Annotated in this window: 10 protein-coding genes; 4 read left to right on the top strand and 6 right to left on the bottom strand. The window is 68.4% G+C overall.

Annotated elements, in window-relative coordinates:
* Positions 1 to 92: 92 nt before the first annotated feature.
* The 6 genes from DSY14_RS26300 to DSY14_RS26325 all read right to left on the bottom strand — a co-directional run bounded on the left by DSY14_RS26300 (position 93) and on the right by DSY14_RS26325 (position 3011).
* Entirely contained in the window at positions 93 to 482 is a 390-nt protein-coding gene (locus DSY14_RS26300; protein WP_211719306.1) for a VOC family protein, read from the bottom strand.
* Entirely contained in the window at positions 479 to 772 is a 294-nt protein-coding gene (locus DSY14_RS26305; RefSeq protein ID WP_211719307.1) for a helix-turn-helix transcriptional regulator, read from the bottom strand. The genes DSY14_RS26300 and DSY14_RS26305 overlap by 4 nt, the downstream gene beginning before the upstream one ends.
* 185 nt (positions 773 to 957) lie before the next feature.
* On the bottom strand, positions 958 to 1587 hold the full coding sequence (locus tag DSY14_RS26310; protein ID WP_211719308.1) for a type I restriction-modification enzyme R subunit C-terminal domain-containing protein: 630 nt from the start codon (positions 1585 to 1587) through the stop codon (positions 958 to 960).
* A 21-nt stretch (positions 1588 to 1608) separates the two neighbouring features.
* Entirely contained in the window at positions 1609 to 1938 is a 330-nt protein-coding gene (locus DSY14_RS26315) for a hypothetical protein (protein WP_211719309.1), read from the bottom strand.
* Between the two features lie 67 nt (positions 1939 to 2005).
* Positions 2006 to 2560 (bottom strand): PIN domain-containing protein, encoded by a 555-nt coding sequence (locus DSY14_RS26320; RefSeq protein ID WP_211719310.1) that lies wholly within the window; start codon positions 2558 to 2560, stop codon positions 2006 to 2008.
* Position 2561: 1 nt separating this feature from the next.
* A complete protein-coding gene (locus DSY14_RS26325) occupies positions 2562 to 3011 on the bottom strand; it encodes a helix-turn-helix domain-containing protein (protein ID WP_211719311.1) in 450 nt (149 codons plus the stop codon).
* 439 nt (positions 3012 to 3450) lie between these two features.
* Here DSY14_RS26325 and DSY14_RS26330 point away from each other — a divergent pair, with 439 nt between their 5' ends.
* The 4 genes from DSY14_RS26330 to DSY14_RS26345 all read left to right on the top strand — a co-directional run.
* Positions 3451 to 3849, top strand: coding sequence for a hypothetical protein (locus DSY14_RS26330; protein ID WP_211719312.1), 399 nt, complete (start codon positions 3451 to 3453; stop codon positions 3847 to 3849).
* A gap of 159 nt (positions 3850 to 4008) precedes the next feature.
* Positions 4009 to 5124: a pyruvate dehydrogenase (acetyl-transferring) E1 component subunit alpha gene (gene pdhA / locus DSY14_RS26335; RefSeq protein WP_211719313.1), complete on the top strand. Its 1116-nt coding sequence runs from the start codon at positions 4009 to 4011 to the stop codon at positions 5122 to 5124.
* 3 nt (positions 5125 to 5127) lie between these two features.
* Complete coding sequence (locus tag DSY14_RS26340) at positions 5128 to 6108, top strand: alpha-ketoacid dehydrogenase subunit beta (protein ID WP_211719314.1); 981 nt, start codon at positions 5128 to 5130, stop codon at positions 6106 to 6108.
* A gap of 18 nt (positions 6109 to 6126) precedes the next feature.
* Positions 6127 to 6454: biotin/lipoyl-containing protein (locus DSY14_RS26345; protein ID WP_307851340.1), on the top strand; the 328-nt coding region annotated here is incomplete at its 3' end.

Consider the following 6454-nt stretch of genomic DNA (forward strand, 5'->3'; position numbering starts at 1 on the left):
TATGACAAGCGGGCCGCGATCTTCGACGGGACCGTGCAGGTGGCCTCGATCCGGATCTGGCTCCGTGACCTGACCCGTTCAAAAAACAGTACCTAGCGCAGCTGCTGGAGCTGGATGAGGTTGCCGCAGGTGTCGTCCAGCACCGCGGTGACGACCGTACCCATGTCCAACGGCCCCTGGGTGAAGCGCACCCCGAGTCCGCTCAACCGGTCGTGTTCGGCTTGGACGTCGTCCACGGCGAAGGCGGTGGCCGGGATGCCGTCGTCCACCAGAGCGGCCCGGTAGGGCCCCACGGCGGGATGTCCGGAGGGCTCCAGGAGGAGTTCGGTCCCCTCCGGGTCCTGCGGCGAGACGACCGTCAGCCACCTCGCCTCCCCGCCCAGGGGGACGTCGTGCTTCTTCGTGAAGCCCAGCACGTTCGTGTAGAAGTCCAGGGCCGTGCTCTGATCGTCGACGAACACGCTGGTCAGGTGGATCCTCATGGGGTGCTCTCTCCCGTCTCGGGCCGGGTCCACCGCTCGGTGACGTGCCGCAGCGGTTCCGGGTTCAGGTCGTGGAACTTGTAGCGCCCCTCGCGCCGGCACTCCACGAGTCCGGCGCTCTCCAGCACGGCCAGGTGCTGGGAGACCGCCTGTCGCGACAGGGTCCGTCCGTGCCGCATGGCCAGGCGTCCGCAGATCTCGAACAGGGTCTGACCGGACCGTTCGGCGAGTCCGTCGAGGATCATCCGGCGGGTGGGGTCGGCCAAGGCTTTGAAGACGTCATCGGCCATAGGCCCACTATAGGCAAGTGAAAACTTGCTCATCAAGTCGTGAACTGTATGTTCTTGGTCAAGATCGGGTGCGTTTCCGACGCGGAGGCGGTGACGAACGTGGGTGTCGGCGTGCGCCCCGCGCACGCCGGTGGGCCGCGCGGGTGGGGCGATCGTGGGCACGGCCATCCTCACCCGCGCGAGGGTCAGCCGGTGGCGGACTCCGATGGGACCGCCGTGGCCTTGATCCGGTCGAGGATCACCTCGATCGAGTCCACCCCGGCGTCGCCGAAGACCGCTTCGGGGCCGCTCGGCGCCACACCGGTGAACGGCGGCTCGTAGAGGCCACCGACGCCCAGGAAGCCGTTCTTGGCCACGTAGTCGATGATGAGCTTCAGGAAGTGCAGTTCGGTCGAGGAGAGGTTGTGCCCGGCCTGGAACTCGTCGAAGGCGGCCGCCACAGCATCCCGCTCCAGTCCGGTGACCGAGCGCAGGAACAGGCCGAGGCCGCCGTGCTCCTCCTCGGCCCGCTCGATGTCGCCCTCGGTCCCGAAACCGCCGTCCAGGAACACTCGGGTGAAGTGGTCGATGTCGGCGCTGGTGAGCTGCCTGTTGCGGAGCAGCTTCTGCACGGACAGGTCCTCGCCGTGGCTGTGCACGTAGGTGCGGACCTTGAGCTCGAACCGGGTCCAGCCGCCGCCGATGTCCAGGCCCTTGAGCTCGGTCTCGGTGAGTTCGCCGAGCTCGTCCTCGAAGTCGGAGTACACGATGCCCCGACGTGTCTTCGGGATGAGTCGTATCAGGCCGCGCACGCGGCGGCGCACGACCTCCAGCATCGGCAGGGTAACGCCCTCCCATCAGGCGTCGGTGGCCAGGTCGGCGAGGAGCTCGCGGTGCTTGGCCACCACGGGGTTGTTGAGCGTGGTGGGGTCGAGCAGGGCCTCGGCGATGTCCTGCACCTGTCGGCGGAGCTTGACGAAGCCGGGTTCGGGCTCCAGCACGCCCAGTTGCAGACGCAGCGCCAACAGGTCGAACCGTTTGGCCTCCTGGCTGTTCTCGGCCTCCTTGACCTCGGCGCGCATGCGGACGATCTCGGCGTCCAGGTCCTCGGTGCGGCGCTTGGCCCTGGCCGCCGTGTCCGGGGCGGTGGGCCAGTACCTGGTCGCCTTCCTGGGCTGACCGCCCACGCCCCACCCGAAGGAGCTCGAACGGCCGCACCGGGACGCCGGACCCGGTGCGGCCCTCCCGATCAGGTCACTCCGACTGCAACTCGGCGACCGACTGGTGCAGCCCGTTGCGCTGTAGACGGGTGAACACGTCCGTCACCGTTCCGGGTGGCCTGCGCCATGAGTCGGCGATCTGCTGCGCGCAGGACCAGACGACCTTTCTGTTCAGGTGGATCTGGTCGAGGATGAAGTCGTCCGGCCTCTTCGCTTCGATGTCCCACTTCGACAGGACCGAGTCAGGGAAATCGGAGAGATTCTCCGTGACGATCACCTGGGCGCGTGCGCGGATGGCGGCGGCGAGCACGTGTCTGTCATCGGGATCGGGCAGGTCGAGAGTTCCGATCAGTGGTTCGTATCCCGTGACGAGGCAGTCCCGTACCGCGCAGATCATGAGCTCTCTGGTGCGCCGAAGCGCGTTGGTCGATAGGTCCGGACGGTTCTTTTCGAGGTTGCGGAAGGTCTCGTCCAAGATCTGATGAGTCCATCTCGCTTGGACGAGACCCGCCTGCGCCACTCTGATGAGGAGATCCCGGAGGGTATGGGGGTACAGGACGTTCGCATCGTAAATGACGACGAAGGGCATCTCAGTCCAGGCCCAGTTCCCGGTTCATCGCGGACAGTTCGTCGGCTGCCTCGCGGCGGCGCTGGTCGTCTCTGCGCATGTACTCCATGAGGGACGCGGCCCTCACCCGTCGATGGGTGCCGACCTTGCGGTACTCGATCTCCTCCGCCTGTAGCAGGCCGATCAGATGAGGTCGCGAGACGTTGAGCATGTCCGCTGCCTGCTGGGTCGTCAGTTCGGCGTGCTCCGGCACGATGGAGACCCCCCGACCGGCCGCCATATGGGTGAGGACGCTGACCAGGAGTTCGACCGCGGCTCGCGGGAGCAGTAGCTCCTCCCGGCTCTCCTCGACGGTCACCGGGACCGGGGTCAGCGCCTCCTGGTTCTCGTCCAGGTAGCGGCGGATACGGGGTAGTGCGCTTCCGGCCGCCTCGATCTGCTCGGCGTCCGGATGCGCAGACAACACGTTCATGGTCCCTCCTCGATCGTTCAAGAGGCAGATACCCCATCTATAGCCGAAGTATTCGCAATAAGTGAAGCAAACGCAACAGCGTCTGGTGTGGTCGCTGTGGGCTCTGAGTTGGGATCGCCCGGTCCCCGCGAGCCAGGAGTCGGGTAGGCAGGGCCGTCCGCGCCGTCCGGCGGCCCACCGCAAGCCCCGCTGTTGGGTCGGCCACGTCCTGACCGGGTGCGCCCCACTCGGGGAAACCCGCCCGAACGGCCGCACCGGGACGCCGGACCCGGTGCGGCCGATCGGGCGTACCGGGTCGAGGATGACGTCCTCCAGCCTCGGCCCTGTGCCTACCTCGCCGCGCCGGCGAACTGGTGCGGATCTTTCCCAGGTGTCCGGGCCAAGGCCAAAGATCACGCCGACAACGCCACCTTGGCGCTTCTGGTGGACGATGCAGAGCATGAGTACCGAACAGGTGGCGCTGTTGGTCACCGAAGCCCGCGATCACTTCTCCGACCGTGCGGACAGGGCCGTCCACGGTGGGGAAGTCACGTTCGTGACCCGTGGTCGCGGCCACCAGCGGGCCGCCGCGCTCGGCCCGGCCGACGTGGTCGACCACGACGAACAGCCCTTGGGCGAGCGTGACGCCCGCGTCGCCGCCGAGCGCCTGGCCGACGTCGAGGCCAGGAGGGTCCACGGCGCGGTGCGGTGGACCGGGCCGATGCCGCGGGTCCGGGCCGCGTGCCCGGAAGCGTCTCCGACCACGTGTGCGAAAAGTAGTGGGAAGTCCTTGTACATGCTAGGAAGCCCTGGTATCGGGCCTGGTCACCCGTCGGGGAACATGGGTGGCACAGCGTAAAAGGTGTCGTCGGGGGCTTGCGCTTCCTATGGTGAGTTCTGTCACGATGTGGCTAGGACTGTCCATGCCCTCCCGACACCCTGGGGGCGCGCCTGGACCGTTGAACGGTCGACCAGCGTTCACCCACGCGAAGCCGGCCCCGAGAACCCGAGGAGCGACGTGTCGGACATCGCCGCGCACGAGGAACCGGAGCTCATCCAGCTCCTGACACCCGAAGGGGAGCTCACCCCGCACCCCGAGTACCCCCTGGAGATCAGCGCGGAGGAGATCCGCGACCTCTACCGAGACCTCGTCCTGGTGCGCCGGGTCGACACCGAGGCCATCACCCTGCAACGACAGGGCGAGCTGGGCCTGTGGGTCTCGCTCTTGGGCCAGGAGGCCGCGCAGATCGGCTCCGGTCGTGCCCTGCGTCCCCACGACATGGCCTTCCCGTCCTACCGTGAGCACGGTGTGGCGTGGTGCCGTGGGATCGAACCCAAGGAACTGCTCAGCATGTTCCGCGGGGTCACCAACGGCGGCTGGGACCCCCACGAGCACGGCTTCCACCTGTACACGATCGTCATCGGCAGCCAGGCGCTGCACGCCACCGGCTACGCCATGGGCGTCCAGCGCGACGGCGCGGTCGGCGAGGACGGCACCGCCGTCATCTCCTACTTCGGCGACGGGGCCACCAGCCAGGGCGACACCAACGAGTCGTTCAACTTCGCCTCGGTGAACAACGCCCCCGTGGTCTTCTTCTGCCAGAACAACCAGTGGGCCATCTCCGAGCCGCTGGAGCGTCAGGCCCGCGTGCCGATCTACAAGCGCGCCGCCGGCTTCGGCTTCCCGGGCGTGCGCGTGGACGGCAACGACGTCCTCGCCTGCCTCGCGGTCACCCGCGCCGCCCTGGACAACGCGCGGACCGGCCAGGGCCCGACCCTGGTCGAGGCGTTCACCTACCGGATGGGCGCCCACACCACGAACGACGACCCCACCCGCTACCGGGACGCGGCCGAACTCGACGCGTGGAAGGCCAAGGACCCGATCCTGCGGGTGCGCCGGTACCTGGAGGCGAGCGGTCTGGCCGACGAGGCGTTCTTCGCCGCGATCGACGAGGAGGCGGACCGGGTCGGCGAGACGGTGCGCACCCAGTGCCGCTCCATGGCCGACCCGGAACCGCTGGACATCTTCCACGAGGTCTACGCCGAGCCCAACGTCCACATCGACCGGCAGCGGTCCGAGTTCGCCGACTACCTCGCCTCGTTCGAAGGCGCCGGCGCGGAAGGGGGCCGCTAGGCCATGGGAACCAACCTCACGATCGGTAAGGGCATCAACGCGGGCCTGCGCGCCGCCATGGAACACGACCCCAAGGTCCTGGTCATGGGCGAGGACGTCGGCCGACTCGGCGGCGTCTTCCGTGTCACCGACGGTCTGTACAAGGACTTCGGCGCGGACCGGGTCATCGACACCCCGCTGGCCGAGTCCGGCATCGTCGGCACCGCCATCGGCATGGCCATGCGCGGCTACCGCCCCGTGGTGGAGATCCAGTTCGACGGGTTCTTCTTCCCCGCCGCCAACCAGACCTTCACCCAGCTCGCCAAGATGCGCCGTCGCTCGGCGGGCAAGCTCAGCATGCCCGTCGTCATGCGCATCCCCTACGGCGGCGGCATCGGGGCCGTGGAGCACCACAGCGAGTCCCCCGAGGCCTACTTCCAGCACACCGCCGGCCTGCGGGTGGTCAGTGTGGCCAACCCGGAGGACGCCTACTGGATGATCCAGCAGGCCATCCGCTCCGACGACCCGGTCATCTTCCTGGAGCCCAAGCGGCGCTACTACGAGAAGGCCGAGGTCGACACGGACGCCTCGATCAACGAGGTCACCCCGATGGGTGCGGCGCGTATCGCGCGTGCGGGCACCGACTGCACGCTGCTCGCCTACGGCCCCATGGTCAAGACGGCCCTGCAGGCCGCCGAGGCCGACGTCGACCACTCCATCGAGGTCATCGACGTGCGCTCGCTCGCCCCGGTCGACTACGCCACCATCACCGAGTCCGTGCGGCGCACCGGTCGCCTGGTGGTCGCGCACGAGGCCACCCTCACCGGCGGCCCCGGCGCGGAGATCGCCGCGCGCGTCACCGAGGAGTGTTTCTACCACCTGGAGTCGCCGGTCATCCGCGTGGCCGCGTTCGACACCCCCTACCCGCAGTCCAGGCTGGAGGAGCACTACCTGCCGGACCTGGACCGCGTCCTGGACGGGGTCGACCGGGCGTTCGCGTACTAGATCGGGGAACCGCAAGACATGGCGATTCACAAGAGCACGCCCGCGGTCGACGGCGTGCACGCGTTCAAGCTGCCCGACGTCGGTGAGGGCCTCGTCGAGGCCGAACTCCTCACCTGGTACGTCAAGCCGGGCGACGAGGTCACCGACGGTCAGATGATCTGCGAGATCGAGACCGCCAAGGCCGTCGTGGAGCTGCCCTGCCCGTTCTCCGGAACGGTCAAGGAGCTCTTGGCCGCCGAGGGGGCGACCGTGGAGGTCGGCTCGGTCATCATCACGGTGGACGACGGCACCGGCGGTACGGGTGCCTCCGCCACCGCGGACACCGGTGCCGCCCCGGCGGCCGAGG

Origin of the sequence: Nocardiopsis sp. MG754419, assembly GCF_018207095.1 — a bacterium.
Lineage (GTDB): Bacteria > Actinomycetota > Actinomycetes > Streptosporangiales > Streptosporangiaceae > Nocardiopsis.